Annotated in this window: 30 protein-coding genes and 1 other annotated feature; of the genes, 10 read left to right on the top strand and 20 right to left on the bottom strand. The window is 44.1% G+C overall.

The window, feature by feature from the left end:
- Positions 1-36: 36 nt before the first annotated feature.
- The 5 genes from KNO95_RS03790 to KNO95_RS03770 all read right to left on the bottom strand — a co-directional run bounded on the left by KNO95_RS03790 (position 37) and on the right by KNO95_RS03770 (position 3411).
- Positions 37-1017: a Gfo/Idh/MocA family protein gene (locus KNO95_RS03790; RefSeq protein ID WP_026825993.1), complete on the bottom strand. Its 981-nt coding sequence runs from the start codon at positions 1015-1017 to the stop codon at positions 37-39.
- Between the two features lie 9 nt (positions 1018-1026).
- Entirely contained in the window at positions 1027-1434 is a 408-nt protein-coding gene (locus KNO95_RS03785) for a GNAT family N-acetyltransferase (protein WP_326931452.1), read from the bottom strand.
- Positions 1435-1587: 153 nt separating this feature from the next.
- The gene (locus tag KNO95_RS03780; RefSeq protein ID WP_214878331.1) at positions 1588-2256 is read right to left on the bottom strand and encodes a hypothetical protein; all 669 of its coding nucleotides are present in this window, start codon (positions 2254-2256) and stop codon (positions 1588-1590) included.
- 6 nt (positions 2257-2262) lie between these two features.
- Complete coding sequence (locus KNO95_RS03775; protein ID WP_026825995.1) at positions 2263-2943, bottom strand: LPXTG cell wall anchor domain-containing protein; 681 nt, start codon at positions 2941-2943, stop codon at positions 2263-2265.
- A 99-nt stretch (positions 2944-3042) separates the two neighbouring features.
- Positions 3043-3411: a PH domain-containing protein gene (locus tag KNO95_RS03770; RefSeq protein ID WP_026825996.1), complete on the bottom strand. Its 369-nt coding sequence runs from the start codon at positions 3409-3411 to the stop codon at positions 3043-3045.
- Positions 3412-3529: 118 nt separating this feature from the next.
- On the opposite strand from KNO95_RS03770, the gene KNO95_RS03765 reads away from it, so the two are divergent.
- The 5 genes from KNO95_RS03765 to KNO95_RS03745 all read left to right on the top strand — a co-directional run bounded on the left by KNO95_RS03765 (position 3530) and on the right by KNO95_RS03745 (position 6317).
- Positions 3530-4735, top strand: coding sequence for a cation:proton antiporter (locus KNO95_RS03765; protein ID WP_026825997.1), 1206 nt, complete (start codon positions 3530-3532; stop codon positions 4733-4735).
- A gap of 98 nt (positions 4736-4833) precedes the next feature.
- Positions 4834-5130, top strand: a complete 297-nt coding sequence (locus KNO95_RS03760) for a hypothetical protein (RefSeq protein ID WP_026825998.1) — start codon at positions 4834-4836, stop codon at positions 5128-5130.
- A gap of 29 nt (positions 5131-5159) precedes the next feature.
- Positions 5160-5639 carry a helix-turn-helix transcriptional regulator gene (locus KNO95_RS03755; protein WP_214878329.1) on the top strand — a complete coding sequence of 160 codons (480 nt, stop codon included), beginning with the start codon at positions 5160-5162 and terminating at the stop codon, positions 5637-5639.
- The gene (locus tag KNO95_RS03750) at positions 5623-5907 is read left to right on the top strand and encodes a hypothetical protein (RefSeq protein WP_026826000.1); all 285 of its coding nucleotides are present in this window, start codon (positions 5623-5625) and stop codon (positions 5905-5907) included. Before KNO95_RS03755 ends, KNO95_RS03750 begins: the two co-directional genes overlap by 17 nt.
- A gap of 248 nt (positions 5908-6155) precedes the next feature.
- Positions 6156-6317: a hypothetical protein gene (locus KNO95_RS03745; protein ID WP_161634150.1), complete on the top strand. Its 162-nt coding sequence runs from the start codon at positions 6156-6158 to the stop codon at positions 6315-6317.
- Here KNO95_RS03745 and KNO95_RS03740 read toward each other — a convergent pair.
- Positions 6304-7068: an AraC family transcriptional regulator gene (locus tag KNO95_RS03740; protein WP_051545976.1), complete on the bottom strand. Its 765-nt coding sequence runs from the start codon at positions 7066-7068 to the stop codon at positions 6304-6306. The genes KNO95_RS03745 and KNO95_RS03740 overlap by 14 nt on opposite strands.
- Positions 7069-7195: 127 nt before the next feature.
- On the opposite strand from KNO95_RS03740, the gene KNO95_RS03735 reads away from it, so the two are divergent.
- Complete coding sequence (locus KNO95_RS03735) at positions 7196-8434, top strand: MDR family MFS transporter (RefSeq protein WP_026826002.1); 1239 nt, start codon at positions 7196-7198, stop codon at positions 8432-8434.
- A 23-nt stretch (positions 8435-8457) separates the two neighbouring features.
- On the opposite strand, the gene KNO95_RS03730 is transcribed toward KNO95_RS03735, so the two are convergent.
- Entirely contained in the window at positions 8458-10110 is a 1653-nt protein-coding gene (locus KNO95_RS03730) for a M3 family metallopeptidase (RefSeq protein WP_214878327.1), read from the bottom strand.
- Positions 10111-10211: 101 nt separating this feature from the next.
- Positions 10212-10465: a binding site (T-box leader), on the top strand.
- 67 nt (positions 10466-10532) lie between these two features.
- Between KNO95_RS03730 and KNO95_RS03725 the strand changes: the two genes are divergently transcribed.
- Entirely contained in the window at positions 10533-11756 is a 1224-nt protein-coding gene (locus KNO95_RS03725; RefSeq protein WP_026826004.1) for an MFS transporter, read from the top strand.
- 16 nt (positions 11757-11772) lie between these two features.
- Here KNO95_RS03725 and KNO95_RS03720 read toward each other — a convergent pair whose 3' ends face one another.
- The 3 genes from KNO95_RS03720 to KNO95_RS03710 are packed head-to-tail and all read right to left on the bottom strand — an operon-like array spanning position 11773 to position 13591.
- Positions 11773-12675, bottom strand: a complete 903-nt coding sequence (locus KNO95_RS03720) for an alpha/beta fold hydrolase (protein ID WP_214878325.1) — start codon at positions 12673-12675, stop codon at positions 11773-11775.
- Positions 12672-13058: an NUDIX hydrolase gene (locus KNO95_RS03715; protein ID WP_026826006.1), complete on the bottom strand. Its 387-nt coding sequence runs from the start codon at positions 13056-13058 to the stop codon at positions 12672-12674. Before KNO95_RS03715 ends, KNO95_RS03720 begins: the two co-directional genes overlap by 4 nt.
- The gene (locus KNO95_RS03710) at positions 13055-13591 is read right to left on the bottom strand and encodes a Rossmann-fold NAD(P)-binding domain-containing protein (protein ID WP_026826007.1); all 537 of its coding nucleotides are present in this window, start codon (positions 13589-13591) and stop codon (positions 13055-13057) included. The genes KNO95_RS03715 and KNO95_RS03710 overlap by 4 nt, the downstream gene beginning before the upstream one ends.
- A gap of 218 nt (positions 13592-13809) precedes the next feature.
- Between KNO95_RS03710 and KNO95_RS03705 the strand changes: the two genes are divergently transcribed.
- The gene (locus KNO95_RS03705) at positions 13810-14619 is read left to right on the top strand and encodes a GGDEF domain-containing protein (RefSeq protein ID WP_026826008.1); all 810 of its coding nucleotides are present in this window, start codon (positions 13810-13812) and stop codon (positions 14617-14619) included.
- A 21-nt stretch (positions 14620-14640) separates the two neighbouring features.
- Here KNO95_RS03705 and KNO95_RS03700 read toward each other — a convergent pair whose 3' ends face one another.
- The 4 genes from KNO95_RS03700 to KNO95_RS03685 form a co-directional block, all read right to left on the bottom strand.
- A complete protein-coding gene (locus KNO95_RS03700; RefSeq protein WP_026826009.1) occupies positions 14641-15330 on the bottom strand; it encodes a VOC family protein in 690 nt (229 codons plus the stop codon).
- Between the two features lie 263 nt (positions 15331-15593).
- Positions 15594-16505, bottom strand: a complete 912-nt coding sequence (locus KNO95_RS03695) for an NAD(P)-dependent alcohol dehydrogenase (protein ID WP_214878323.1) — start codon at positions 16503-16505, stop codon at positions 15594-15596.
- Positions 16506-16610: 105 nt separating this feature from the next.
- Positions 16611-17651 (bottom strand): ABC transporter permease, encoded by a 1041-nt coding sequence (locus tag KNO95_RS03690; protein ID WP_026826011.1) that lies wholly within the window; start codon positions 17649-17651, stop codon positions 16611-16613.
- Positions 17651-18511, bottom strand: a complete 861-nt coding sequence (locus KNO95_RS03685) for an ABC transporter permease subunit (protein ID WP_026826012.1) — start codon at positions 18509-18511, stop codon at positions 17651-17653. Before KNO95_RS03685 ends, KNO95_RS03690 begins: the two co-directional genes overlap by 1 nt.
- A gap of 207 nt (positions 18512-18718) precedes the next feature.
- On the opposite strand from KNO95_RS03685, the gene KNO95_RS03680 reads away from it, so the two are divergent.
- A complete protein-coding gene (locus tag KNO95_RS03680; protein ID WP_214878321.1) occupies positions 18719-19021 on the top strand; it encodes a hypothetical protein in 303 nt (100 codons plus the stop codon).
- 401 nt (positions 19022-19422) lie between these two features.
- On the opposite strand, the gene KNO95_RS03675 is transcribed toward KNO95_RS03680, so the two are convergent.
- The 5 genes from KNO95_RS03675 to KNO95_RS03655 all read right to left on the bottom strand — a co-directional run bounded on the left by KNO95_RS03675 (position 19423) and on the right by KNO95_RS03655 (position 23445).
- The gene (locus tag KNO95_RS03675) at positions 19423-19947 is read right to left on the bottom strand and encodes an LptM family lipoprotein (RefSeq protein WP_026826015.1); all 525 of its coding nucleotides are present in this window, start codon (positions 19945-19947) and stop codon (positions 19423-19425) included.
- Positions 19948-20088: 141 nt separating this feature from the next.
- Positions 20089-20514, bottom strand: a complete 426-nt coding sequence (locus KNO95_RS03670; protein WP_214878319.1) for a hypothetical protein — start codon at positions 20512-20514, stop codon at positions 20089-20091.
- A gap of 89 nt (positions 20515-20603) precedes the next feature.
- On the bottom strand, positions 20604-21368 hold the full coding sequence (locus KNO95_RS03665) for a DUF817 domain-containing protein (RefSeq protein WP_026826017.1): 765 nt from the start codon (positions 21366-21368) through the stop codon (positions 20604-20606).
- Between the two features lie 8 nt (positions 21369-21376).
- On the bottom strand, positions 21377-22237 hold the full coding sequence (locus tag KNO95_RS03660) for a metal-dependent hydrolase (protein ID WP_214878317.1): 861 nt from the start codon (positions 22235-22237) through the stop codon (positions 21377-21379).
- Between the two features lie 200 nt (positions 22238-22437).
- A complete protein-coding gene (locus KNO95_RS03655; protein ID WP_026826019.1) occupies positions 22438-23445 on the bottom strand; it encodes a helix-turn-helix transcriptional regulator in 1008 nt (335 codons plus the stop codon).
- 116 nt (positions 23446-23561) lie between these two features.
- Here KNO95_RS03655 and KNO95_RS03650 point away from each other — a divergent pair, with 116 nt between their 5' ends.
- Positions 23562-24407: an alpha/beta fold hydrolase gene (locus tag KNO95_RS03650; RefSeq protein ID WP_026826020.1), complete on the top strand. Its 846-nt coding sequence runs from the start codon at positions 23562-23564 to the stop codon at positions 24405-24407.
- Positions 24408-24439: 32 nt separating this feature from the next.
- Here KNO95_RS03650 and KNO95_RS03645 read toward each other — a convergent pair whose 3' ends face one another.
- On the bottom strand, positions 24440-24853 hold the full coding sequence (locus KNO95_RS03645; protein WP_026826021.1) for a YhfM domain-containing protein: 414 nt from the start codon (positions 24851-24853) through the stop codon (positions 24440-24442).
- Positions 24854-24921: the final 68 nt, after the last annotated feature.

Here is a 24921-nt window from a genome sequence, read left to right as displayed (position 1 = left end):
CTTGATGTGCAGACGACATCAAGGACCGTTTTATATTTATTTATCTGCTGGATAGACCACACCAACGTGTTTGCGCACGGTCGTCATCACATTAGCTAAGCGAATCATATCGGTCGCTGAGTGCACAGCCGTTTCTGTATCCTCCGCTTTAATTGCTCGGACGAACGCTTCGATTTCATATGACATCGGAGCGTTCTGCGCTTCTGATATGATTTCTGATGTGCCATCCCGTAACTCTAGACGGACATCATCGCACGTCGCAATATCATCGATGATGATGCGTCCCTTTTCCCCGATAATCTCAGAAGGCGTCGATGTCGCATGGATCTTTGAGTGCATGACCACTACATCAAGGCCATCATAGGAAAGGATGACCGTCCCGCTTCCGTCCACTCCAGATTCGAGTTTGACACCGCTCGCCTGGACGTCATTCGGTTGACCGAACAATTTCAAGGCGGGACCGAGTAAATAGACGCCAAGGTCCATCAATGACCCGTTCGAAAAATCGGGATTGAATGTATTCGGATTTTTCCCTTGTTTATACAAATCGTATCGGGAAGAATACTGTGATTTATTGAAGACGGCCCGACGTACCGGAGCGATTCGCTCCATCGCCTGTTGAACCCGTTCAAAGTTCGGCATGAATAGATTACGGAGTGCCTCAAGTAAGACGACCTCGTTCTCCTTCGCGACTTCAATCATACGAGTAACTTCCTGAACGTTCGAGGCGAGCGGCTTTTCACACAGGACGTGTTTGCCATGCTGCATGAACAAGATGCTCTGTTCGGCGTGAAGCGAGTTCGGGCTCGCAATATAGATCGCATCGATGACATCACTCTGCGCCATCTCTTCAAGTGATGTGAACGTATGTACGATGCAGTGACTTTCTGCATATTCGTTAGCACGCGACTCCGTGCGCGAGTAAAGTGCCGTCACTTCTACGTAGTCCAACTGATTGATTGTTTCGATAAACCAGTCTGTGATGAAGTTTGTACCAATGATACCAAAACGGATCATGTGAATTCCTCATTTCTGTTCTTTCAGATTTTTGATGAGTAGGATTTCATCCAATAAAGGAATCTTATCATATCCGACTTGTGGGATTGTCGATTTCTGTTTTCTTGCTCTCGTCACCGCATCATGAATGATTCGTTCTAGACGATAGCCACGACGTTGATAAAAGCCGAGTGCTCTCAAATTATCATTGGTTGTGATGACAATTGATTGCTTAACGCCATGCTTCATACTAATTTCTTCAACAGTCTGGAGTAAGCGAGAGCCAATCCCACAATTCTCCATCAGGCTATCAAGAGATATGATTTCTATTTCCTCATCCCGCATAACATATGTAACAAGACCGTGAATTTGATTTGATTTCATGTAGACAAATCCTCCGAGCTCTGTACAATCGTAGGTTCCCGAGGAGACGACCATTTGAGCTGAACCCCATTATTCAACAAAAAAATTGCGAATGTCTTCTTGCATATTAGAATGGATTGGTAAGATCATTTAGTTCTCCTCTGTTTATATATAATTAGATATTGAATACGGTATTTGAAATATGTAATGAGCTAAAATAATCTTTTATCATTTGTTATCATTCTGAAAGACTTCGGCACGCTCTCTCTCTTTAAACGGCCAACGATAAATTTGTCCTTCTTTCTCGACATAGGCAACACCGTCTTCAATCATCAACGACGAACAGTCAAGGAGATGACGTGGCATCGGATATATTTCAATCCACCCGTTCGCATGGACATGAACGAGACGACCATCGATTGAAGAGATGACCCATACCCCCTTCTCTGACGTACACATCACGTCGCAGTCATGAAGAACTGGGGCCTTTCTGACCTCTTGATTATATTGAAAACGTACGGTTCCCTCTTTTGAGAAGCAGACGAGAGCCTCGGTCGAGATCCCTTCTCCAAAGATGCCCTCGTCCCCGTAACCAACCCAGATCCCGGTATCATTGATCTCAACCGCTTCAATCGCGTTACCTGCGTGAAATGAATGTTTGATGTCGCCGTCTACATCTAGCACCCACGCATTGGTTGGTTCCCCTTCTAACGTAAACGCCCAGATGAACAAGTGATTCTCGTCAATGATTCGAATACCCGCCACATATTCATGCCGATTGAAGTCCATGATCAACCCATTCCAATGGATGTAGAAGTGATGATTGGACTTGACCAAACGAGCTGAACCCATTGACTTGCGCGTATCGGAATCAACCACCTCTATTTCATCATTCATACACAATCACCCCTTACCGTCTTCCAATCGCTTGAAATGTAATGCCTCTCGAAACCGTCTAGATTCTTCATCACTCACCACTTCGTCTATATATCTTGATTTCCAATAAGGCGAGAGGTCCACCTCTTCCACACCGATCCGCTTGAACCAATCCAACACCGTCTCATTCGATTGGTGTCTTGAGGAAATCGGCAAATCCAAATTGAACTGGATGAGCGCATTCCGAATCGCACTATCGGTCCATTGGATCTCACTGGGTTCTACAAATCCTTTTGCTTTCGTCGTTCTGTTTCCCCGTTTCACACTGTTTCTTGAGAAATCAATGGTCGAGACGACACCCTTTCTTTTACGTAGCATGCTGAGCGTCAAAATCAGGAGAACGATCAAGCCTCCAATAAGGAACCACATCCAGACTGAATTTCCCGTCTCTGTTACCGTCCCACCTGTTCCGAACGTATAGTCTAAAAAGTCATTTTTTAAAAATGGAAGATCATCATCTTTCCACATACGGAGCTTCCCATCAAATGCGTCGCCGCTAACACCATCTTTCCCAGAAAAACGTAGTATAATTCCACCGTCTGTCGGGTCGTGAAACCATTCCCAAAATAGACGAGCCAGATGGATAAATCCAGTCACCAACATCAAACTGCCGAGCATGATCATCAATAATCGGGTTGTAAATCGCATCGTAACCTCCGTCACACATTATGTATGATCGTATCATGTATGATAAGAGATTGTCAGAAAAATCCAAACGAAAAGACCGAGAGTTCTCGGTCCACTGTTTTACAAAATTGCTTCTGCGAGCAATCGGTCGAACTTACGCACGTCCACTTTTTTATTCAGATTGATTTTAATTGTACCGGAACGGGTGAACAATTGAACCTCGGAGTTCAAGTCAAACATTCTTCCTGCATTCTCCGTCGAGTACATATTAATCGAGTCGTACGGAAGCGAGTAGACTTCAATCTTCTTCCCCGTGAGTCCTTGCGCGTCGCGCACAATCAGACGTTTGTTCGTGAAGACAGCGACGTCACGTACTGTCTTATAGGCAGCGACCGCTCGCTCCCCGTCGATGAATGACTCCGTGATATCACTCGGCACCTCACACTCCGAATAAAACGTCCAAGATAAATCTCCAATCGGGTTTCCCATCTTGATTCCCTCCTTAATGAATTGAATGTACTATCCCCTATATTCCACAATTCTCGTTTGATTAGACCTTGAATGGGAAGATAGTGTATAGCATGTTGATGTAGAGGAGGACGTCGTCATGATCGCGCAACAGGTCATCACATTACTACTCATTGGCTATCTCATTTATTTGATTGATTCCAAACGAAATTACTTCCCTGTCCCGGTCATCTTGGTCTTGATTGGGATTGGACTATCTTATATCACTTTCTTTGATTCCGTATTCATTACGAAAGATATGATTTTTGAAGTGTTCCTGCCGGCTTTACTTTTTACGTCGGCCTATCAATTTAAGTATAACGACTTGAAAGATAACTTTGGGATCATCGCGATATTGAGTACGGTCGGTCTTGTCTTGACCGCCATCTTGATGGGATATGGCACGTTTTGGATCAGCGAGCTCTTCACCCCGCTCACGTTGACCGCTTCCTTCTTATTAGCGTCCATCTTGATTCCGACCGACCCCGTTTCCGTGACTGCGATTTTAAAACGGAGTAAAGGGGAGAAGCGGATTGCGGACGTCGTCGAAGGCGAATCGATGGTGAACGATGGGACGAGTGTCGTCATCTTCACAATCTTTCTCAGTATGTTCGCGACTGGAGAACGATTCTCCACGCTCAGCTTTTTAACTGATTTTTTGATTGTGTCTGCTGGTGGGATCGGTATTGGCTTCATTTCTGGATTTTTACTTAAGAAATTGATGATTGTCAGCTTTAAAAAGCATGAGCTCGTCATGTTGACGATCGTGACTGCATATGGCGCCTTCTATCTCGCCGATGCGCTAGAAGTGTCTGGTGTCCTCGCAACGGTGACAGCAGGTATGATGTTGTCACACGAACTCGGAACAAAAGCGGATTACGAATCGGTCAAGCGTCATCTTGATGGTTTCTGGGATATCGTCATTCCGATATTGCTCGCCCTCTTGTTCTTATTGATTGGAATCGAGGCGACCAGCTATTTGTCTGTATCTCTCTGGACGTTCGCTGTTCTTTTATTCTTACTTTCAATCGTGACCCGGTTTATCGTCGTCGGCGGTCTAGTTTATACCGTTCCCGAATGGCGTAGAGAATTTAAAGACGATTTGACAGCGACTTCTCTCCTTACTTGGTCCGGGATTAAAGGAACGATGTCGATTGCCCTCGTCCTCTGGCTAGAGGCAGAGAACATTAACGGCTCGAGCGAAATGATATCTCTCGCGTTTGCCGTCATTCTTCTCTCTCTTGTGCTACAAAGCATCGGCGTCTATCCACTGACGACATATTTAACGAATAAACATGACGAGTGACGGAACCCTTCCTTAGAGAAGGGTTTTTTAGATTCTGAAATTGACATTGTCCACTTTTAGTGTAAAATTACACTTGTAATATACTAGGAGGTGATTTGTTGGAAAATACTTCAACACCATCCGCTGCCATTTCTACTGGAGTGGTGACGATTGTACTTGCTCTTGTTGCATCATATCTTACTCCATCGTTCTTGAAAGTCGGAATCATCTGGGATCTCGCCGCTTTCTTAGTCATCGGCATTGCGACATTCAGTTTTACATACCATTTTTATCAATCGAAACGGTTGTCCTATTGGCAATACATTTGCTGTTATGTCATCGTTTGTCTCTTTTTATTCACCGTGTTTCTCGGAATCTCGTGGATCTTGATTTTCATTAGCTCAGCGACGCTGTAATTCAGACAAACAGGAAGGAAGGAGCGCTTATGCAAAAATCCGAATTTATTGAACAAGTCTCTCGAAAAATGAAATTGATTCGTATCGAATCCCAGAATTCACAGGAAGAGATGGCGAACTTACTCGGCATATCCAAAAAAACGCTCATTCAAATCGAGAAGGAGCGGAATGAAGCGAGTTGGTCGACGGTTGTGACGCTATGCGCGCTGTTCAATGAGAGTGAGGTTCTCATACACCTAATTGGTGACGATCCTGTCGAGTTCGTCAAACTGATCGCAACCGCGAACACATACGAACCGAAAGAAAAGACGCTCGGCGGACGTGTTTTTTGGCACGAAATCGAGGAAGGTCCCCACTTCACTCTTCAGCAAAATATCATCAGCGGACATTATCGGATCATCGATCTCAACCATGTGAGGTGGTACAGCACGTTTGATGCAGAGGATGCCGAACAGGTACGATTGAAGTTGGAACATCAGCAAGAGGTGTCAGATGACGCGAAAGCGTAAAGATTTGATGATGGCTTTCAGTCTAATCGTGATGACAATCGCTTATTTTTGGCTGATTCCGAATGTAATGACTGGTTCCATTTGGTTTATCGGCACAATCATTTTGCTCGTCCTCTCTTCGCTTTATTTGACACGCTTGATTCAATCATACGTTCCACTTTCTTTGATGAAATTCGTCCTGATTAGCGTGATTTCTTTCCTTGTACTTTGCTGCTTGTTGATCATTTTATTTTATAAAGTGGCTCTTTACCAGATGAATCATCTATAACGAATTGGAGGTTTTCACATGCGATTTTATGTCGGTTCAAGCTTTTCAAATATCGAAGACGTACGGTTCATGTGTAATGAGCTGATTGCGCTCGGCCACACCCACACGTATGACTACGCGCCGCTTCAATTGATGCGTTACGCTCGATTGGCGAAGAAGAGGTTTCTGGAATTCAATCAGCGGACTTCGTCGTCATCCTCTTGCCTGGAGGTAAAGGCGCACATGTTGAACTCGGGATTGCTCTCGGGATGAATAAACACGTTTTCCTATACGATTTGGGTGACCAGATGATGAATATGAAGGAGACGAGCACGTTTTATCATGTGGATGCAGTACAACGCTTGAAGGGACCGTTCAACGCCCTCCCCCACCAAATTCAAGATCGATTGAAGCTCTCTAATCACGTTTGAGCTGATGCCCTTTATTCTCACGGAATCGAGCCGGGGTGCAGCCTACCCATTCCGTGAAATGCTTGTTCAGTTGAGCCGAACTATTGAATCCGACTTCTTGGCTGATTGCGAGTAGTGTAAGATTCGAATAGCGAAGGAGCGACTTCGCATGAATCAGGCGTTGTCTCGTGATGTATTGATACGGCGTCTGACCGATTCGCTCTCGAAAGTTCCGTATGAACTGATACTTACTTTGATGGACGATTCGACTCAATTCTTCGATGCGAAGCTCCGTATGATAAGAATCATGAATGACACGCAAAACCGGTGCAAATAAGTCTTCATCATCTAAAGAAGTGTGGATGAGGTGACTCTGAATGAACGTCATCACATCATCTGTAATATCAATCTCTAAAAATCCTCGACTTGACCACTCCCCTAACAGTCTTCTTGTCGACATGACCGCTATGGAAGGAAACATTGGATTGACCCTGTTTTCAAACCCGTTCAATCGACTCGCAATAAACCGAAAACTCACATAAGTCGTTTCAGTTGAATCAGCGAATAGTCGATAGGACTGATTCGGTTGAACCACAATCGATTCGCTGTCTTGGAGACGATATTCGAATGCATCCACCTCAATCCCAATTTTCCCTTCCAACACGAGCACCCAGACGATGTCTTCTTTGCTCTCTTCTCTTTCTGTCGTCCAATCCCCACTAGAGGAGACGTAACGTATGACGACGTCAGGCAGTGTAAATAATTGTTCCATATACCCCTCCAGATTATTGCGCAAAAATCGAGCAATATAGTGCACGATGATTCACTTCAAATCACGCATACTGTTCATAACAGTTAAGCGGCCACTTCACTGACCTTATGAAAAGATGGTGATTCACATGTTTCAATCGCTTCATCCTAACCTAAAAGTAAGACTTGGCTTGAACTTCTTTCAAAAGCTGACTCAAACCGCCGTATTCCCTTTTTTGACGATTTATTTTGTTCGCCAGTTCGGTGCAACCGAGACCGGACCGCTCATCGTCTTGACGATGATTGCCTCATTCATCGCAAGTCTCTATGGAGGCCATCTGTCCGATCGTTACGGAAGAAAGCGAATTCTCTTCATCGGAGAAGTACTACGTTTCGCATGTTATATCGGTATGGCAATCGCATGTTCTCAAGTAATCGACAGTGCCGTTTTATTATTTATCTTTTTCTTTTTTAGTAATCTCTTGAGTAGTGCCATCACGCCAGCAAACGAAGCCATCTTAATCGATGATAGCCGACCCGAGCAGCGAAAATATTTGTATACACTCAGTTACTGGCTCATGAACGGGTCCATCGTCATCGGTAGCCTAATCGGCGGCTTTTTCTTCGAACAGCATCTCTTCTACTTGTTAGTATCGGCAGCCATTCTTTCATTCGGATGTGTCTTCCTGATTTCCTTCAAACTCGAAGACAACTATAAACCTTTTCCGCGTAAAGGACAGAACCCCACTGGTGTATGGACGGGATACCAGACGGTCATGAGGAACCAACTCTTTTTGAAATACCTCGTCGCAGGTATTTTGACGTTGTCATTAGAGTTGCAGCTTACGCATTATCTCGCGATTCACTTTGCTGAAACGTTACACGCTGTCCCGTTCTTCCATTTCTCACTAGATGGGACGAGTGTTCTCGGATTGCTTCGAGCGGAGAATACGATTCTCGTGTTACTGCTCGGTCTCGTTTTGATGCGTTGGACTAAATCCATCTCTGAACGTGCGCTACTATACACGGGTGTCACACTGTTCAGTCTTGGATTCGCCATCTTACCGGTTTCACATGATCTTTCCATGTTAGTAATCGGTACGGCTTGTTTCACGTTTGGAGAACTGCTATATGTACCCATCCACCAAGCCATACTAGTTCGACTCATAGAAGACCATCTCCGCAGTCAATACTTGGCCGTGAATGGTCTACGTTACCGAGGCGCGCTTCTAATCGGCGCAATCAGTGTATCGGCTTATGAATTCGTGTCACCCATTTGGATGACCATGACGTATATTGGCTTTGGCATATTCGCAATCTTCTTCTATCGCTCAATTTTAAAACAACTGAATGAATTACCGACTATAATTAAACACCAAGCCTCTTAGTCATATGAACATTCATGTCTGATTCAATCGATTTTATTCAGTTGCTTCACTAGCTGTTCGATTTCAGCATTTAAGAAATCAGTCAACTCGACCAATTCTTCCTCAGATGGAAACAAGGATACGCCTGCTACTCGATAAGTTTCAAGGACAGAAGCAGTACCACCTAAAGCTAATGCTTTCCTATACTTTTTCAGAGTGTTGACTGGATGTTGCTTGTACTGCATGTACATGCGAAGTGCAGCAATCTGAGCGAGCGCATATTCTATGTAATAGAATGGTGTTTCAAAAAGATGAATGACACGCATCCACTGTTTACCCTTTACATCGCTCACATCGTTCCAATCAATCAAATCTGTATCGTATTGATCAACCAAGCGTTTGAAGATATCATCAAATGAATCTATATTCTTTTCTAGATCATATAGATTGTGTTGAAACCGATCCACGATGAAAACACTTGGCAAAAATTCGATAATCAATCGAAAATGTTCCAGTTTAGCTTGAATTAAAGCTCGTTCATCTGAAAAGATAGTTGTCCAATGGTCCATCGAAAATAGCTCTAGTAACATGGCTGCGAATTCGCCGACTTCAAACGAAATGGTTTGCGCTTCGAAAAATAGGTGTTGCTGTGAGAAATCATGGTGGATGGCGTGACCCATTTCATGCAATAACACAATGTAGTCATCAAATCCGCCGAAACGGTTCATAAAAATGAAAGATGATTTTGAGTCAGGTAAAGATTCACAAAATCCACCTTCCGCTTTATTCGGTCGAGGTGATAGATCGAGATGGCCCTTCGCACGCATGTCAATAAACAGTTTTTCAAAGTAAGGATCGATTTCATTCAAGATTCGTTCCGTTCCATCGATTAATTCATTCGACGAAACAGATAGATTGTGATCATCCGAAAAAGGAGAAATCAATGAATCCCATGGCGAAAGTTTCGATTTCTTCAACTTCTTTGTCTGTAGCTGCTGGAATGAGCGGCGAAGTGGCTTAACATGTTCACTCACTTGATTCGCAAATCTTATACATTCCTCAGGTCCATAATCTAAACGTCCTAGTTTCATGAAGGCTAGTTCACGGTAACTCTTATCATTTAAGCGTTGTGCCTGCTGTTCCCGATTTTGAATAAGACTTTTCAAGCATTCATTAATGACATCTTCTTTTGAGACATACGCTTTATACATATGCGTAAAAGCCTGTTTTCGGATGGCTTCGTCAACATCGTATAGGTCTCCTTGAAGTTCCACAATCGATCTAGAATCATCTGTCGGGTCAGTCAATTGACCGATTGCTTGCATATATCTCTGTATGAGTTGATCCTCTTCAATCAATAAATTAACATTCTCTTCATGATAAAGACTCATCCGATTTCGCATTAGGCGAGTGACATGATGCTCATCCTCTATAGACTGTAAGGTAATTCGTGAAACATGTCTTTTGAGTTCATTGAGTGCAGGTTTTATAACGATTTGAACATGATGTTGTCTTTGATTTGCTTCTTCGTTATCGATGTCTCGCTGAAGGTCAATATAGCTCTTTGTGACGTATTCATCATATTTCCCAATCAATGCTGAATGTTTCGAAATGAAGCCATCTAACTGATTGGAATCAATTTTATGAACAGTCGCAAGTACTTGGTTCGTCTCTTTTATTTCTTTATAGTTAATCAACACTGCACCTCAATTCTTAATTAACTTTCTATATTATGGTTATAACCGAAATTTTTGTTTCCAATTTTTTCACAATATGCTATCCTTACGAAAATGATCTGATAAACGCGATGAAGAGAACAGTACATCAATGAATCTTTCGTAGAGAGCCCCGTCCGGTGAAAAGGGGTAAAGAGGATTGATCGAAACAAGACTCCGAGCAGCGCTATGGAACTCACCCCGAGGGATATGGCGACGGGCACTCCCGTTATAGAGTTGAGGTATAGTCCGACTCGTTCGGCAGTACCGAACAAGGTTCGTGCGGTGACGTGCGGACGAACAGGGGTGGCACCACGATGAGAATCTCGTCCCCAAGAATTCGTTCTTGGGGGTGGGATTTTTTTTCGTGCCGAAAGTGATCAAAAATAGAAGGAGTGATACGCTTGAAATCGTTTCGAAAAACCTCTGCGCTACTGCTCGTCAGTGTCGGAATCTCAAATCTCGGTGCCTGGGTATACTTTATTGCGCTCAACTTGATTGTACTTGAGATGACGGGATCCCCTTTCGCCGTATCGATTCTCTATGTATTAGTCCCACTCGCATCGCTCATCTCCAATCTTTGGTCAGGTAGCCTGATTGACCGGGTCGATACGAGGCGACTGATGATGTTACTCGATGGTCTACGTGCGAGCCTCGTATTCAGCTTAGGCTGGATCGAGTCACTGTGGCTCATCTACGGGATCGTCTTTCTTCTCAACGTTATGAGCTCGTTATTCGAATCATCGAGTCTGGTCTACATGACGCGACTCGTACCTGCCTCGAATCGACAAAAGTTCAATGCGATGAAGAACTTTGTACAGTCATCCGGGTTTATTTTAGGTCCAACAATTGCCGGACTACTCTTCCTAGTTGGGAGTCCAACAACCGCAATTTTCGTGAACGCGTTCGCACTCGTTGTCTCGGTCGCTATGCTATCGCGCCTTCCATCTCATCTTCGAGTAGAAGCGTCTGTTGAACCATTCTCTATTCGGATGATTATTGACGATTGGAAGGTCGTTATCCGATTCGCTTCGAATGCCAGATATGTGACGCTCATTTATGGATTGTTCTGTCTCATGACCATCTTCATGTCTGGACTCGATTCGTTGGAAGCGTCATTTGCGACCCAAGTCCTTCACTTGTCTGAGAGCCGATATGGGTTTCTCGTCAGTATCGCTGGGATTGGGATTATCGTTGGATCACTCATCAATTCAAGATGGAGTCACCGTTTATCCTTATCGTTTTGTATCGGATTCGGGGCAATCATGACCCCGGTCGGCTATCTCCTGTTCGCAGGCTCTTCTTCGTTCACGATAGCTTCCATCGGATTTTTTATTCTTACGTTCGCGCTTGCGTTCGCCAATACCGGATTTTTGTCATTCTATCAACACCATGTTCCTGTCGAAATCATGGGTCGGTTCTCGGGCGTTATCAATGTGGCAGAGTCGCTACTCGTCATCGTCCTCACATTCGGGATTGGACTCCTTGCCGAAATGATTGGGATTCGCCCGGTCTATCTCGCATTCTCGATTGCCTTCTTCCTAATCGGTTGTTACACGATGTATGTCATGCGCGATCCTTTGAAACGGGAGTATTTCACTCAAAATCAAATTGAAGAAGCGTCTTGATTCATGAGCCGGTCGTTTAAATGCGACTGGCTCGTTCGATTCGATGTATGGCCTCGATGATAATGTCTGGTCGTTGCAAGTGAATTTGGTGTCCTGCATTCTCCGCGATGATGAGTTCCGATTGATTCGATAAACTCAATTGTTGATGAATGAGTTCATGCCATGTCTCTTCTAGTAAGCGAATTTCTGACTCAGGCACCCCTCCATTTATTCCTTCCTGAATCATCGCTTCATGGTCTCTGCCGATGACAATTAACGGAATCGATGAAAAAGTGCCCATTTGTTTGATGATCGCGGCGTCATCACACCAGAACGATTCTTCTTCCAACATCGTTTTATACAATTGCGGAGATTGATAAAATCGTTTAAGACGTGCGCGTGCATCTGATGATAAGCCTTGTTGCTCAAGTGAAAGTTCTGGCTGATGAACTTTCACTAGTTCTTCTTTTGAAAGGATTGCATAGGAATGGCACATCGTCCGCCAATCTTCATCTGAATATTGACGGTCCATCACCGGGGTTTCTATGTCGTCTAATATAGAAAAATCATGGGAAGTAGAATCGACGAGTACGATGCCTCCTACTCTATTCGGAAAAACTTTGGCCATGTGTTGCGCGCACAGACCTCCGTAAGAATGACCGACTAATATGATTGGTTGATTTAGCTGAAGGGTATTCAATAATTCAGTACATTCAAAAAGATGAGATGACGTTCGACTCGAACGCCTATTCATCTCACTCTCACCATAACCGGAACGATGATAAAGTAATACTTGATACGACTCACTTAATTGTTCAGAAAGAGAAACCCACTCTTCGAATGAACCTCCCATAGCTGTCGTGATCACGATAAGACGTTCCCCTGAACCGAATAACCGATATTCCATGTGATGTCCATTGACTTCAATCAAACTATTCATATACTCCACCGTTTAATCAGCTCAAGATCCTCTGGAAATGCAAGTTCCAATCGCTCTATTTCATGAATCGACCACCATTTGACTTCATCGATGTCCGAGTCGATAGTTGCGGTCGCCATCCGCTCGTCACACGTTGCCGAAAAATAGTGCGTTTCGACTCGATAACTTGAGATGATAGCTCGTTTGATATGTAGTCGTTGATCAATCGAAATGCGATAGCCCGTCTCTTCTAACACTTCACGCAGACAACATTGTTCCGGCGTTTCCCCATCTTCTAAACCACCTGATGGCAAACTCCATTGTTGTACGTCACGATTCTTTACGAACAGGACTTTCTTTTCTTCGTTCATACATAAAGCAGCTGATCCAATCCACTGTTTCATCCATTCATACCTCCCTTATTTACCAATTGACCGATTAATTGATAATCGGATGAGTGCTCAATGGCGTCAATCACACCGTGTACAATTTCCTCATGCGTCAACCAGCGTAAGTTTCCTGCATCATGTTTCGCACCTAATTGAACTTGTCGATATGTTTGTTGTTCATGTATATATAAAGCGCCCTTCTCATACTCCGGATTCGCCCGGCTACCTAAAATATGTATCACCTCTGCAGTCTCCGAATGATCCAAAATGAGTTGCATCGCTCTCCCTGAGCCACGATGCACCCAGGCGATGACTCGATCAAACGGACCGTTTTGTTTCACTGCTCGCTGTAGTGCGTTTGAAAGTACTTCTTCCTCGCGATAGTCAACAATCAGTGGATGACACGTTTCAGGATTCTGTTTTACGATGCTTGCCATTTTTTCTTTATCCCGTCCAATGACCGTGACATCATGTTCGATCGCTAAATAAGATGTGAGTCCTGCCAACATCCCCGTCCCCCCGACGAGCAATATGTGTTTTCGATTCATGCCATCACCTCGATTTCCATTATACACCAATCATTCATTCTTCTTTTCGTAAAGAAGTGTTCGGAAACATTCACGTCTTTTCAAAAATAAGCCTTTCATAACAGGATGAATCACTTATAATGAAACAAGTGTTTGAATCGGTTTGAACAATCACTATTTCGGAAAATGGATAATAGTGTTACTATTGCAATTTATTTCTTTCAAGAGGGAGGATACTTATGAGACTATGGACAGCGATGTCACTACAACTGATTGCACTCATCGTTGTATCGTTGACATGTAGTATTCTATTTTCCTCTCTGTTGATCGTGAATCATCTACCTGTTTGGTGGATGATCTGTATTCCGATTCTTTATCTTTCAACTTTGCTCATACATCGCGGGTCTGGTGTACTCGTTCTATTAGGATTCGCAGCTTACTTTTTAATCAACATGCCTGTGTATGCGACGGCCGCTACCGCGCAACTATACATTTTATTACTATTAGCGGTTTTGACGGGTTTGTCTTACTGGCTACAAGTCAACCTGTTTCATGCCCAGTTTTCACTAAAGGTTGCGGAAGCGAGAGTCAGTCAGTTGATTGCAATCGACCCGGAGACCGGTTTTGATAACCGAGATCGGTTTTTGATGGATGTAGAGGCTGAACGGGATCGGTTGATTCGCCACGGTGAAACGTTCGTGGTGGCATTCATCACATTGCCGATTCTCGATGATTTTGAGAAACGGTACGGTTCAAGTGAATATGAGTGGTTTTTGGACTATTTTAGTGACGAGCTGCATGAAGCGACTCGACGAACAGATAAGAAATATCGGGTTGCACAAGACACGTTCGCCATGATTTTCCCTCGAACCTCCATCGAAAATGCACAAATTGTACATGAACGAATCAGACCATTATTACTAGATTATTCTCTTCAAAATGGCAAAGCTCTTAAAGTTCCATGCTCAGACAAATCGTTTGAGGTGAACTTAGAGAACGCAACCATACGATTAGAAGAAATTCATCGATATGTCGAATCTAAAGACTAAAAAATGAGTTCAATCGTGAACTCATTTTTTGATGGAGTGAATATGAAATTCGTGTTTCTCATCCATTTCGACGATGTATTGTTGACCAAGTACCATCTGAATCGGGCTCGGAATCGACAATTTTGGTGAAAAGAGCCAAACGCGCCCTCGAGGTACGAGCAGAATGTATGTATCGTGATTTGGAGGACCAATGAAGTTTAAATGATGGGGGTCGACTGGGTTACCATCCCTCCGCTCCACACCAATCTTTTCAAACGTTTGAGCGACGAGAGACGGGTCTTCTACCGTCAAACTCATCTCGCCGATTCCAAGAAATTCATTTGACGAAAAGGACTCGATGTTACTTTCCGGATTAATCGAATGTCGAGCAATCAACTCAACGACATTCTCGTCCGCGTCGTAAAAGTAAAGCGATGATGCATCGATTCCTTCAAAATAAATTTCGTCCTCCCCCTCTTCGGTTAAAAGCGGGACACGTGACATGATCCATTCCTTCGCTTCTTTGAACCGGTTAGCCGGAATATTGATTGCGAAATGGTATTGTCGCTCTTGGTCCGTTACTGCCCCTTGAAATATCAAGGTATCTTCCCCTAAGTTGATTCGCAATCGGGTCGAATCTTCGTCAACGACGGATAGTCCAAGCTTTTCCGAATAGAAATGTTTCATTTCGTCAAGCCGGTTCGTGTAAAGTGTAACTTCTGTGATTCTCATGATATTCCTCCTCGGTTACAATTTTGTACTAGGTTCAATTCAATGATAAGTTGTACACTGATGGTATGTGAAATAACATTATTTTATAGGCATGATTCAATAAACATCCCAACCCCGATCGGATTGAAAATGATAGACAAATGATCATGCGTCTTTTATCCATCTAAACCAATAAAGATTTCCCTACACAACAGATATCCGTATTCATGCGTTCCATCCGTTGCACTTGATGGCATCAACAACTCATCCTCTGGTGTTTATTCCTAATTGACTGTCACGATCACATTCCCAAATTTTTTACCTTGTTCGACGTATCGGTGTGCCTCAACAATCTCATCGAGTGGATAAACCGTATCAATGACGGGTTGCAATGCTCCTGATTCAAACAATTCGTTCAAAAATATCAAATCCTCTTTGCGTTCACTCGCCGGTCCCTGTCCCGCAACAGAACTGAATGTCCCGTTCTCGCTCACATGGGCTTTCGCTAATCGTTTATCGATTTTCCCTGAGGCATCAAAGACCACATCATACGTATTTAATTCAAAGTCATACCCCTCTTTCGTATAATCGACGACCACATCAGCCCTGAGTCGCTTCACGAGATCCACGTTCCGCTCGTGACAAACTGCTGTGACATGTACACCAAAATATTTCGCAATCTGAACGGCAGTCGAACCGACAGCACCTGCGCCACCATAAATCAAAACGTTCTTCGCCCGGTCGATGTGTGCCTTCCGTAAAAAATGTAACGAGGTTGTCCCTCCAAATGGAAGTGCCGCCGCCTCAATAAAGCTGGCATGCTCAGGCATCTGAACCACACATTTTGATTCTTTCACACAAGCGAATTCTGCATATCCGCCAAACCGCATTCCCGTGAGCGCATAGACGTTGTCTCCTACTTGAAAACTCTTTACACCGCCACCGACCTCTACCACCACACCTGCCAACACGACACCAAGGATCGGTTGTCTTGGCGCCTTGAACCCCATTACCATTCGCATCGGTAGTTTTCCGAGTGCAGGAACGTCCAGTGCACGAAGTCGCCGATCTCCTGAATGAACGGCCGATGCATGTACTTGAATCAGCAGCTCATTGCTTTTCGGCTTCGGTCGGTCCACTTCTTGGATGACGATCACTTCTGGACCCCCATATGCGGTACAAATCGCAGCTTTCACGTCGATTCACTCCTTTATTGACTAACCACCTCATTCTGTTATATACGTTCCCGCAATCGTGACCGTTCAGTCGATTTGGCACATAAAAAAAACCAGATGATATCTTCAGAGATCATCCGGTTCATTCTTTACTGATAAACTCACATCGACGAGTGAAAACGGATTGTCGAGTGACGCGGCTGCCGCTTCCGATTGTGCAAATTTCATCTCGGTCACCCTCGGTTCTTGGCGACGTAGGCGGAATGCCCGTTCGAGTCGACTCGTCAATACATTAAAGATAAAAATAAGCGCAGCGAGCGCAATCGCCGGGACAAGGAATAGATGATTTGTCATCCATGTCATTGCTGTGAATTGTCTGAAGTAGTATCCAAACATCGAAGACCATTCATAGACGGTCGGCATGATCCCTTCATGTAATAGAACCGTTCCTCCGAAGAAAATCCCAAACAACGAAAGATGAATGAGCAACATGAGCGTCTGCACGAACTGTTGCATAAAGACGATGACAAGCGTCGGAATCAGATGGGGCAAGAGATGTAGTCTCACACGATGCCAGACACTCCCACCAAGCGTCTCGGCAACAATCATGAACTCTTGTTGTAGCAATTGGCGAATCTCAGTGATGAGATATAACGTGACGGCAGGTAGTCCGAGAACGACTAAGACGATTAGCTCGATCTTCACTCGCTCCAATAGTGGAGGTACTTGTGTCGAATCCCAAAATGTCATCGTCGACGCGAGCATCATCAATGCGAGTAAAGAAATCGGTAAAATCAAGAATCCATCGAGCAACGTTTTAAAGAAGTGATTTAATCGTGCTCCGCGGAAAGCAAGCGGAATCCCAACCAATAAACCGATCGTCATGCGCCCAAGCGCGACAATCGCACAAATCCCGACAGTCCACTTAAAACCTTCGACGAACATCTGAAACAAATCATATCCAGCATTATCCGTCCCGAGCCACTGATCTTTTGACGGTTCAAGTGGTGGGATTCCGATGAGTCTCCCCTCATCCGAGTAGAGCATAAGGGTTTGGTCAACGTTCCCATCACGAAGTACGGTATTTCCAAAACTCATCAACAATAGACCGACTACGATGACGAAACAGACGATAAAAATCGGATCACGTAATAATACTCGACGCATCAAATCCCTCCTTTCCAGGCATTCGGAATGATCCACTCAATGAATAGATCCAACAGAAAAATCGGGATATAGATGACGAATAAAATGACGAGCAAGATCTCCATCTGTGGATTGTAGGCGGCGAATCGAAACAGTCCCTGGACGTTAAATAAATATTCGACGATGAGAAGCGTCGATAAGATGGTGATGAGGTTTGAACGAAAAAAGAGGTAAAAGCGATAGATGATGTTCGGCAACAAATGCTTCCAAAATAGTCCACTCGGTCGAATCCCTTTCGCTTGGGCAAGTTCAAGGTAAGGGATGGCCTCTTGTTCATGGATATGGATGGTCAGCCATTTGATAAAAAAGAACAATGTCGTAAGTGTCAAAGTGACAATCGGTAGAAATCGTATGTATTCGGCAAACCCGCCAGCTACTTCAATTCGGTCAAATCCCGTTGCTTTATGTATGGAAATGGCGAGAAACTGTGAAAAGATTAACCAAAATAAATCAGGCACCATCTCAAGCGTCTGACTCGTTTGGTGTAGAACCGTGCGAACACGACTACCGCTACGATAATAGAAGTAGGCATACATGAGACCAAGCATAGTCGACAGGGCGAGTGCTGTCGTAAAAATGATGACCGACTCTTTGACGAGCGGTCCAAGTTCCGGCAACAAAGGTAAATCTGTTTGAGCGGTGATGTTGTAGTATGTAATCTCGTCAAGCTTTTGCAGTTGGTCCAACTGTTGTTGGATGCCGCTCCAGTAATTCGTCAGACTAAAATCGGTCTGAACGACGAGCGTCGGTAAGGCACTAATCGCAATCAAGACAAAAAATGCGATGACAAGATGTGCAGATTTCCGTGCAATATAGCCCATAGTTCTGTCTCCTTTAAATTACTTATCTCAACCAAACGCGTGAAAGGATGTCCGGTATTCTTTCATTTTGTAAAGGGAATTATATCCAAAGACACGTTCTATTGATTCTAGCATAATTATTATGTGAATAGAAACAATTTTCAGAAATTAATGTGGATCACAATGTATGCTATCATGAATTTGTAGAAATATTTAGGAGGTTGAAACATGTGGATTATATTTGGACTAGCAGCGATTGGAGCCACGCTTTTGAACTTGACTGTCTTTATGATGGAGAAAGATTATAAACTGACAATGGCAATCGCCTTATCCTTGACTGCTCTCACGCTATGCGCCGAGTATAGCTTGCTCAATATGTGGGTGGAGTCTGAGGACTGGGCTCCCATATCGGATGTCGTACCCGGCATGTCGCGTGCGCTATGGTTCTTGACGATTGCCGCAATTTTCTTGAATCTCCTTCCGATATTTTTAGATAGAAAACGGACACGCATGATGCAATCGAAAAAGTAAATAATCATAAGTGGAGCGTGACTATGGAAAATAAATTATTTGCGACTTTCGCTAACCCTTTTGGAATTCTCATTTTTGTAGTGATTGCATTTTCATTTTTATACCAGGCCACATCACGTCTCTTCTCGTCTCACTACATATTGTTCGTAACAAATATGGTAGGAGGACTAGCTTTTATCAGCATCATGCTACTTTTATCGCGTACATATAAGAAAAAATGACAATAAAAACGTGTACGAAGCTATGTTTTTAGCCTCGAACACGTTTTCGTTTAACAATGATTCGATGTCACAACCTACATTCATTGCTACACGTGCAAATTCAGTAGATGCTTTATATGTCAACTTGACCAAAAATGTCGAAAAATTCCGCACTTAAGAGCGATGTTCCTACTTACTCAACTACTGTAACTCACTAATCACTGTAAAAATTCGCATATATGCATCTAAAACATTCCGCTCGGTTACTTCGTTGTCGTTCAACTCAAAACCCCAGAATTGAAACTGTTCCTGGTCAATTTGCAAATAACCAGCGACATAGTCGCCTGGAATGTCTGGTGCATCATTATAAGTCATATCTTCAAATACGAATGGAAGATAGCTCTTTTTCGTACCGATAAAGAAGATCGGGATACTTAAAGCTGTATAGACTTCTACATATCTCTCTTGATCCGCTATATCAAATTGACTGTTCATGATCCAGACGGCATCATATGCAGAAGAAATAGTATTGATATTCTCTAACTCTTGAAAAGATATCGTATTGAATTTCACCTGTTCTAGTTCAACTTCCGGTAGTTCCCCGATCACGGCGATATGTAAGGGTTTTCCACTATACAGTTCGATTGGCATCTGTTGCGATGCACCCAATCCGCAGCCACTCAAGGTCGCAATCAATAAGATCAAGCAAATAAGCATTTTCTTCAACTCAATGCCCCCCATGATGATTCATACGTATAATATACCATTTACCCTTTAATTATTTACATCTTTCTCCTTTTTTCATACATTTTCAAAAGTGAATTCAAAATTGACGAATTCTAATTTAAGTAAGTATCCGTCACCTCATCAATCCTCTAACTTGGTTGAATACAATAATTCACCATCTCGTGTGCGCAACTCATAATCGATTCCTGATTGCATCTGCTTCGTCATCGTCGCGCGACATGTAAACACATATCCTGGACCATATGTAACGTCCGGAATTTCCTTGAAACCATATGATCGCTTGCCGAACCATAGCGTCACGTTCGATGAACCCTTCGATGATCGGTCATCAACGACATAACACTCTCCGGTCTCGACGATGTAATTCGTCGTCATGCGGTCATACGTTTCCATACCTGCCATTCCAACAAGAACAATTGACGCGATGCCCGCGAGAACGGCTTGGCCTAATTTTACACGATTGCGTGTCTTGCGCCAATCCATCCAATAGATGACAAGTGAACCTAGACACAATAATCCAATCAACCAATAGAATACAACCTCCAACAACCCAATCACCTCAATCTTTAATACGAATTCCCTCGAAAAAGGATTCGATTCTTCTTCTCAATCAAAAAACTCGACACAAGTCGAGTTTAAGTTATTTCATATTCCAGTTTTCGCTTTTGCCAAGCGACAAGGAGGATGCTGATGATGACGAGTAGGAACCATGACGACAGTTTACCTAAATCGACGAGGGCCCAACCGTTCAACTGATCCGGATACGCCCAGCCGTTGTAAAAGGTGACAATATTTTCTGCCAGCCAGATGAAACAAGCAATCAAGAAGAACGATAGGACGACCGGCATCTCGAATCGACGGTCATCGAGTTTATACGAGACAATCGAACGGCCGAACGCCAAAAAGATGAGTGCGATCAATAGCCATCGTAGGTCTAGCCACACATGATGCCAAAAAAAGTTGAAGTAAATCGTGATGCCAAGTCCGAAGGCGATGATCGGGTTCGGCATTTTCGTGAACTGTAAATCGAGACGACGCCACGCCTGAACGACATAACTTCCGACGCTCGCATACATAAATCCGGCATAGAGCGGGACGCCCCACACTTTCGTGAACGCCTCATCTGGATAACTCCATGACCCCATCTGCACTTTGAATAGTTCAAGACCAAGACCGATGACATGGAACCAGCTGATGACCTTCATTTCTTCCATCGTTTCGAGTCCCGTTTTCACGAGGACCACTTGGACGAACAAACACCAGATGAGTAAGACGTCATATCGAGGAAGTGGCAACTCGACAAACTTTGTGACGGCAAGCGCACCAAAGATGGCGACCGGAAAGATACAACTGAGTGCCTGTTCGTAAGCGAAGATAAAGAGATAACGTATACGTCCCATCCGTTGCCCTACCTTTCGATATATTCGTATAAAAATGAAGACTCTCCGTCATAAAAACGTGGGTCAAAGACGCCGAGCCGTTCTTCGTCTGCCACGATGACGACGAACGGTGACCATTTTGTCAGAGTAAGCGCCTCTTGATTCGCTTCAAACAATGGCTCAAGACTCGTCTTTTCGGCACTCGTCAATTCGTATTGCAAGGTCGCTTCTTGATAAATGGAATCTTTAAAGAGCGATACGTTCTCGTCAGTCTTCGTGATGACGGTGAACTGAGTTGGGATAAATGAAGCCGATAGCGCCACTTCGTCATGTTCATCTGCATATGTCTGATACAAGTAAGCTCCTTGCGCACTTTGAATCGCGACATACAAAACGAGAGACGCCCATGCATACCGATATGTCTTATAGCGGACTTCTTGTTTACGGGCGACGAGCCAGGCGACCAAGAAGATCCCCCAAAAGACGAAATCCACAATTGGAATCACACCAAACGTAATCCTCACGTCCGAGAACGGTTCAAAGTAGCCCGTCCCCCACGCATTGAACAAGTCAGATGTGTTGTGTATGAACACGGACAACAGTGCCCACCAAAAATAGCGGATATCTGTCACGCGAAAGAGAAGACGAACGAGTATGTAGATGAGCAAGGCAAAGAGCGGGACGAGGAAAATCGAGTGGGTGATGCCGCGATGCCACATCTGATACATGCCTTCTGTGTCCCATAGCCGAGAAATCACATCGCTGTCCGGGATTTGGCTCCCGACGAGTGTCGTGACGAACAAGGCTCGTTTTTCATGTTGTTGTAAATCACGTTTATCGGCTGCACCATATAGTGTCAAACCGAATAACGTATGCGTAATCGTATCCACGTTCTACCTCCATAGCGAAAGAGACATCTCCCAGTCCTGGACGATGTCTCTTCTTATTAATTCTCTTTATCCATTTTCATGGCGCGTCTTGCGACGATCGTTACGAAAATGACAGCGACAATCGGAATGATCAATGGCATCCAATTCAACATCCGCCTGTCCCCCTTCATCTAGTGTCGCAAGCAGTATAGCATATCTGCTTACTCGATGGATGAATGAATGCTTGTATATTCATAAGTAGTTGCCATCTTCTCAATCGTGGCTTTCATATGGTCACGAAGTGTGAGCGGTTCGACCACTTCTACTTGTGCGCCTAATGAGAGCAACCAGTAAATGAATCCGTCAGATACGGCCGCATCGAAACGGATGAGGAATCGTTCTTCATATTCCGACACAGAAACGTCCTCCCCTAACTTATCAAAGATGACCGGGAGTACTCGTTCGTCTACAGACAAGACAATTTGTTCGTCAGAACCGTTATACATATTGAACGACTTTTGATAGTAATCATCAGGTAGGTGATGTTTCGGACGGATGGTGCCGTCTTCCACAATCTCTGAGTTGACGATTCGGTCGACCCGGTAGTTTCGCACTTCTCCAATCGATTCGTCAATACCGATCAAGTAATACTGCTCGTGATTCCAATGCAAGTCAATCGGATTGATGACGTATCGTTCTCCGTCACGGCGAAGCGGGAACGTTCGTTTCGTCACATCGAATCCGACGACATCTGTATACTGGAACGAGATGGCTTTTCGCTCATGAATAGCTCGTTGGATTCGGTCGATATGGTAAGGAATGTGTCCGTGTTTTTTCTTCGGCGTCTTGATGATCGATTGTAGCGTCTTCGCTTCAGGGATACTCGTCAGCATTTGAAGCTTCTCTACGATTTCCTCGGTCACGTCTTCCGAGATAAATTTCGCTGCGACAATCGCATCGACCATCATCCGAAGTTCATGAATCTCAAATAAGCGGGCCGAATGCCAATATTTTTTGGCGAGACCATTCTTCTCCAATTCATCCTGCACTTCAAACCCCGAATTATTCAGTGCCTGGATATCGTCTTTCACCGATTTTTTTGCTAACTTAGAAGTATCTCCAATCGTTGACAAGTACTCGAGCAAATCTTCTAGTGTCTTTGGATTCGCTTCGTCCGTGTAACGTTCGAAGAAACGTCGAACTTCAAGTAACCGCTCTCGGTTATTCACGGTTCTATCCCCTTTCGTTTCTCTATCTAAATTATGTATAAACAGACATTATCATTTTATTTCCACGAAATAAAGGTATTTTCCATTACAAACTGTTTAAGGAGGCGCCATCTCTAGTGAAATATTATGCACACGTCAACGGCTCAAAAATCGAATATATAGACCGTGGTCACGGTCCCGTCATCGTACTGATTCATGGGACCCAATCCTCAAGTCTAGAACCATACCATGTGGACCAACTCGTTTTGTCCGGTTTCCGGGTCATTGTCCCATCTCGGCCTGGATATGGAGAAACTCCCTACTCTTTTTCAGCATCTCCTCAAGCGTTTGCGACACAACTCCATCACTTGATGCAGATGCTACAGATTGAGCGGTATCATGTCTATGGCATCTCTGCAGGAGGACCGACCGCCATCGAGCTCGCTTCACAGAATCAGCGTGTACTCAGCTTGACACTCGCTGCCGCTGTGACGAGTGTCGTCGATTTTCCATATCGGGACACGGTCAGTCGAAATGTTGTCCAACCCGCATTTATCGCACTTCAATACATCATGAAACAGTTCATCGCTCGTGCCATTCAAAAACATCCATTCGAAGCGACAGCCCGTATGATCCAATCGACAAGTGTGTTGGCACTCGAGACGATTCGAGAAGAGGTGTCACCCTACGACATCTTCCTCCTTAAACGTGTCGCGAATCAGATGGCGTTTGGACTCGGTGCACAGTTCGATTTGAAACAACGTGTTTCAAGTGAGGTCTTACTCGGTGTCACCTGCCCGACCTATATCGTCCATTCCAAAAACGATAAGGCCGTTCCGGTTCGCCATGCCCATTACGCGAAGCGCTTAATCCCACATGCTCAACTATCGATTCTGAACAGTCCCGGTCACTTGATTTGGGTCGGACGGCACGCGAGAAAGTCAGAGCGACAAATCGAACGATTCATCCGATTTAACTCATAAAGCATCTCAACACAAGAGGTGCTTTTTCTCTATTAACCATCCAATCCCAAAACTTGTATCAAATGATTGGTCGTATGTTCTGGCAATTTCCATAGACTGCCTGCTCGATTAAATCCCGCGAGTACACTTGGACGGTTCAATTGACCGAGCCAAAGCTGATAACGCTCTTTCTCTCCACCTTTATATTGCACCGTAAGATCAAAATCGGGTGCCACTTCGATTTCGATTTCTTCGATTTCTTCTGAACTTCGTAGCATTTCCGCGAACACCTTAACCTGATCCAATTCGTGAAACTCTAACGCTACTTCTGGATTGAATGTTCCACGCTCCGTTGACTCCGCCACCATCACGCGTTCCATTTCTTCTCGTTCCAGTTCTTCTGTATCGATTTTATAAGACAATGTCGCCTTACGAATTTCACCTGCCCACCGAATCCATTTATCCATCATTTCACTCCTCTCGTCTAATGTACGTATTATCAATCAAAACGGTTTCAACATTTGCAAAATAAAAA

The organism is Exiguobacterium sp. ERU653, assembly GCF_018617775.1.
Classification (GTDB): Bacteria; Bacillota; Bacilli; order Exiguobacteriales; family Exiguobacteriaceae; genus Exiguobacterium; species Exiguobacterium marinum.
Note: the sequence above shows the minus strand (reverse complement) of the source record. Positions and strands in the feature narration are given on the sequence as shown.

Bases quoted from the DNA above. Each gene is read 5' to 3' on its own strand.
- KNO95_RS03685 (WP_026826012.1), bottom strand. From the start codon at position 18,511: ATGGGCTATATTGCACGGAAATCTGCACATCTTGTCATCGCATTTTTT.
- KNO95_RS03735 (WP_026826002.1), top strand. From the start codon at position 7,196: ATGTTTCAATCGCTTCATCCTAACCTAAAAGTAAGACTTGGCTTGAAC.
- KNO95_RS03700 (WP_026826009.1), bottom strand. From the start codon at position 15,330: ATGAGAATCACAGAAGTTACACTTTACACGAACCGGCTTGACGAAATG.
- KNO95_RS03680 (WP_214878321.1), top strand. From the start codon at position 18,719: ATGTGGATTATATTTGGACTAGCAGCGATTGGAGCCACGCTTTTGAAC.
- KNO95_RS03755 (WP_214878329.1), top strand. From the start codon at position 5,160: ATGCAAAAATCCGAATTTATTGAACAAGTCTCTCGAAAAATGAAATTG.
- KNO95_RS03775 (WP_026825995.1), bottom strand. From the start codon at position 2,943: ATGCGATTTACAACCCGATTATTGATGATCATGCTCGGCAGTTTGATG.
- KNO95_RS03785 (WP_326931452.1), bottom strand. From the start codon at position 1,434: ATGGTCGTCTCCTCGGGAACCTACGATTGTACAGAGCTCGGAGGATTT.
- KNO95_RS03790 (WP_026825993.1), bottom strand. From the start codon at position 1,017: ATGATCCGTTTTGGTATCATTGGTACAAACTTCATCACAGACTGGTTT.
- KNO95_RS03690 (WP_026826011.1), bottom strand. From the start codon at position 17,651: ATGCGTCGAGTATTATTACGTGATCCGATTTTTATCGTCTGTTTCGTC.
- KNO95_RS03780 (WP_214878331.1), bottom strand. From the start codon at position 2,256: ATGAATGATGAAATAGAGGTGGTTGATTCCGATACGCGCAAGTCAATG.
- KNO95_RS03715 (WP_026826006.1), bottom strand. From the start codon at position 13,058: ATGAAACAGTGGATTGGATCAGCTGCTTTATGTATGAACGAAGAAAAG.
- KNO95_RS03705 (WP_026826008.1), top strand. From the start codon at position 13,810: ATGAGACTATGGACAGCGATGTCACTACAACTGATTGCACTCATCGTT.
- KNO95_RS03770 (WP_026825996.1), bottom strand. From the start codon at position 3,411: ATGGGAAACCCGATTGGAGATTTATCTTGGACGTTTTATTCGGAGTGT.
- KNO95_RS03645 (WP_026826021.1), bottom strand. From the start codon at position 24,853: ATGGATAAATGGATTCGGTGGGCAGGTGAAATTCGTAAGGCGACATTG.
- KNO95_RS03745 (WP_161634150.1), top strand. From the start codon at position 6,156: ATGAATAAACACGTTTTCCTATACGATTTGGGTGACCAGATGATGAAT.
- KNO95_RS03740 (WP_051545976.1), bottom strand. From the start codon at position 7,068: ATGGAACAATTATTTACACTGCCTGACGTCGTCATACGTTACGTCTCC.
- KNO95_RS03765 (WP_026825997.1), top strand. From the start codon at position 3,530: ATGATCGCGCAACAGGTCATCACATTACTACTCATTGGCTATCTCATT.
- KNO95_RS03665 (WP_026826017.1), bottom strand. From the start codon at position 21,368: ATGGGACGTATACGTTATCTCTTTATCTTCGCTTACGAACAGGCACTC.
- KNO95_RS03750 (WP_026826000.1), top strand. From the start codon at position 5,623: ATGACGCGAAAGCGTAAAGATTTGATGATGGCTTTCAGTCTAATCGTG.
- KNO95_RS03720 (WP_214878325.1), bottom strand. From the start codon at position 12,675: ATGAATAGTTTGATTGAAGTCAATGGACATCACATGGAATATCGGTTA.
- KNO95_RS03710 (WP_026826007.1), bottom strand. From the start codon at position 13,591: ATGAATCGAAAACACATATTGCTCGTCGGGGGGACGGGGATGTTGGCA.